Below are 3,755 nucleotides of genomic sequence, written 5' to 3'. Positions count from 1 at the left end.
TGCTCCGGAGCCTGGGCGAACAACTCGTCGAGCAGCCCCGCGTCCATCCGGACCAGCATGCGGTTGAGAGCGACCGCCCGCCGGGCGTGGAAGTCTGGCGAAGTGGCCGGTATCCGCTGAACACTGTCTGCCAGGTCACGGAAGGCGTCATCGCGCAGCAGCGTGCGCGGGAAGCCCGACGCGCCGTCGGCGTGCGCGTTCTCCACCGCTTCGCGCACGACGGCCCGGGCCTCGTCCCGCAGAGCGTTTCGGACTCGCTCGGCCGGTCCGCCGCTTGCCGCGACCGTCAGCAGACGCCGGTCCGCCGCACCACTCAACAGATTCAGCGCGATGAGGTGCCCGCGAGAGGTCAGCAGATCCAAGACCCTGGCACCCGGGTGACGCCGTTCCCACTCGGCCAACGCCTCACTGCGAACGGCCATGTCCCGTGCCAAGTCGGGGATGAGCCACCGATGCCGTTCCGTGTACAGCGTCTGATAAGGCGTCTCGTGGCCGGAACGCCCCGCGAGCGCTGTGTCGGCCCAGGCGTACATATGAGCCGCGTCCTGGAGGAGGACGACGCGCTCCGCCGCGGGGAACCGCGCAGCCTTGTGCGAGTCGGCGAGGATCTCGTACAGGCTGTCCTTCCCCTGGGAGAGCAGCCAGGCGATGAGCGCCGCCCTGGCGGCGGGCAGCGTCCGGGCGGGGGCCAGGTCCCGGTAAGTCTCCAGCAGCCGCATCGCCACATCGGTGCGGTTGTTCATGAGCGGGAAACCGTGGCCGCCGCGCAGTGTCCACCGCCAACCGGGGCCGCTCGACGAGGTGGGCACGGGCGTCCCGTAGTGGCGCGCGGCCTCGGCGACCACATCCAGCCGACCCCACACCCCGTGGTCGGTCGCGTGATCGGAGGTGCCGTCGGCGGCGGTGTTCCGCCGCAGCACCTCCAGCACACGCTGGTCCGTCTGGTACTTGCGGCCCAGCACGGCCACGAGGTGCCGGGCGGCTCGCTGCACAGCAGGGTCCGCGGCCATGTGCTCGCCGAGGCGCCGCTCGTACTCGCGGCTGAGCGGTTCCCAGCTTGGATGGTCGTAGAAGGCATGGAAGCTGTCGGCGTACTCGGAGGAGCCGGGATCCCCGGGGCGTGCGGTGGCGGCCCGGGTCCGGTCCCGCGGAGTGAACTCGACCAGGCGGGGCATTCCCTGCCCCGCTTCCACAGCCAGCCCCATGTACGGCTGTCCCCGCCACGGGGTCACAAGGATCTCCGTGGTCGGGGCCGTGGTCGGGCGTCCGGTCCAGTCGGCGACCTGCTGCCCAACCGAATCCCCGCCGGGCACCTCCGCCCCCGCCTGACAGGAGGAGAGGAAGATCCGGGTGTCCGCGGGCAGCCCGCCGCGGTCCAAGAGCGCCCCCAGGTGTCGGCCCCACTCGGCGCCGGTGATCTTCCGCGGGCCGTAACGCGACACCACGCTCACGGACTGCGGAGAGCCGTGCGCGGCGGCAACGAACCAGTGGCCGTCCCAGTTCAGCAGTCGCGGCCGCTCTCCTCTGACGGCCTCGTAGTTGGCCTTCACGGGCGTCCAGGTAGCGATCTCACGCGTGCGCTGAACCCCCTTCCCCTCGTATGCCCAGTACCGGGCATCGAAGCTCGCCACGCCGGCCCACCGGCCCCCTGAGGTGATGTCCCGGGTGACGATCGGCTGGTCCCAGGGCTCGATCGGCTGATCGGCGGGCAACTCGCTCAGCTCGACCGGCTGATCGGCGGGCAGTTCGCTGAGCTCGACCCGCATGAAGGTGCGGCCGGTCACCACGTCGTGGAACGGGCCTGCCGACTCCACCCGGAAGTCGGTCCGGGACGGATAGAGCACCGTGCGGAGCTGCGGAGTCCTCGACAGCGGAGAGATATCACGTGCCGTGGCGCGCTCCACGCTCCACATCACCGGCCGGCCTTCACCCCCGGCAAGCCCGCGGAGCTCGCCCAGCGCGGCTTCCGCACTGGTGGTCGCACGATGGAACCGGGACCATTCGAACTCGGTTCCCACCTCGGGCACAACACCGCCCGCCGCCGGACCCGGTACGACACTGGTCCAGTAGACCCGGGTATCGACAGGAGGCAGCATCTCCAGCGCCTCAGCCGCCAACTCACTATGGAGGCCCAGTTCGTAGCGCAGGTCCTGGCCCCAAGAGTCAGCCCGCCGCCGCTCCGGAACACGAGACCATTTCTCAATAGGCAAAATGTGGCTGCCATCCCGGCCAGAGGAAGCCGCATTCCGCAGGAACAGCAGCGGAAACTGCGAGTGTCCGGCCGCCGCCGCGGCCGTGAGCAGCGAGCGTGCCTCCTGGCTCAGCGGCTCTCCGCTCTCCGTGCTGTCCAGCTCCTCGATCAGCCGCGCGTCCACGCCGCTGACCAGGTAGACCGCCATGGCGTAGGCGGGGTCCAGGTTGTCCCACAGAAGTTTGATGTCCTGGTGACGGCGCAGCCATTCCGCCAGCGACCTACGCCGGTGCCGCCACTCGTCGCTTGCCTCGAACGACAGACCGTCCGGCCTGGTGGCCGGTCCCGCCCCCCGGATCAGGTTGAGCAAGTCCATGACCTGCGGGAACGTGCTCGTTACCCTCCTGAAGGCCACGACCGTCGACGAAAAGTAGATTTCGTGGTGCGGCGGCCTGAGGCGGCGAGCCGTGTCGGAGTCCAGGCGACCCCTTATGGACGCATCTGAGCGCAGCCTCGCCAGGGGGGCCAGGACGCCGTTGACCCAGCCGTGCAGCCGGGCCCCGTCGACGCGGGAGACGTCGGGCTCAACGCTGTCGCGCACGTCCGCCTCCTGGGCGGCGGCGAGGACCTCCGCCAGCGAGTGCCTGCCGGACGGCAGCAGCCAGCCCAGCAGCGCCTCGCGGAACCGCAGCGCGTCGCCGTCAGGGATCTCGAGCATGCCATGGACTCTGAGCAGCCGCTCCACGGCCGTCGCACGTTCCTGTGTCATCCGCAGGCCGCGCTCACGTGCCTCCTGCAGGAAGGACGCGCTGTGCGTTTCGGAAGTGGGCGGCTCCGAGGACAGGTTTTTGGTGTTCAGCTCCGGACGATCCCGCCACAGGGCACTGAGCGAGATTCCGGACGGGCTCAAGTAGGCGGCGTCCTCGAACGCGGCCATGAGCTGGTCCAGCCGGACATTTGTGTTCGAACGTGCGACCAGCTGCTGGACCGCGGCTTCAGGGGAGGGGAAATCGCGGGTCTTCTCCGGCCTCAGGAAGGCGGCTCCCACGCCGTCCGGGTAGTGATTCGACGCGACCAGGTAGTTGTTCAGAGCGATGACCGCCCTGCGGGCCTCCAGGATCACCCTAGGGTCGGCGGCCAGCACCTTTCCGACGGCCTTCTCGTACTCCTCGCTGAGCCGGCGCCACTCGTCTGTGCCGTAGTACTCCGGGAAACGGGGAGCAAGCGCTGCCGGGCCATCGGCGGGGTCGTCGTTCCGATCCTCGGACGGGACCTGCGACTCGAGCCCGGGCACGGCCTCGGGTGCGGAGGGCGAGTTCCACTGGTTGGCGGCCGGGAAGGCGAAGGGGGCCGCGGACCTCATCGTCTGGGGGACGGGGGCGGTCTCCGTCAGCCGGATGTGCTCATACGCACGCCCCGCCTTGTCCTGCAGCCGGCTCCGTTCCACCACCCGCAGATCCGCCCGCTGCGCGAACAACGCCCCACCACGCGCCGGATTGGCCGACAGGAACGACACATCACGGGCCGAGGCGTCCACCACCTCGAACAACACCGGACGCCCACC

The 3,755-nt window shown here is 69.9% G+C and carries 1 protein-coding gene; it reads right to left on the bottom strand.

Annotation, left to right across the window (positions count from 1 at the left end):
* A partial coding sequence (locus tag ACI2L1_RS44980; RefSeq protein ID WP_404745273.1) for a hypothetical protein occupies nucleotides 1–3,755 on the bottom strand: 3,755 nt, incomplete at both ends.

The sequence above is a fragment of the Streptomyces sp. NPDC019531 genome (genome assembly GCF_044903305.1).
Taxonomy (GTDB): domain Bacteria; phylum Actinomycetota; class Actinomycetes; order Streptomycetales; family Streptomycetaceae; genus Streptomyces.
Note: the sequence above shows the minus strand (reverse complement) of the source record. Positions and strands in the feature narration are given on the sequence as shown.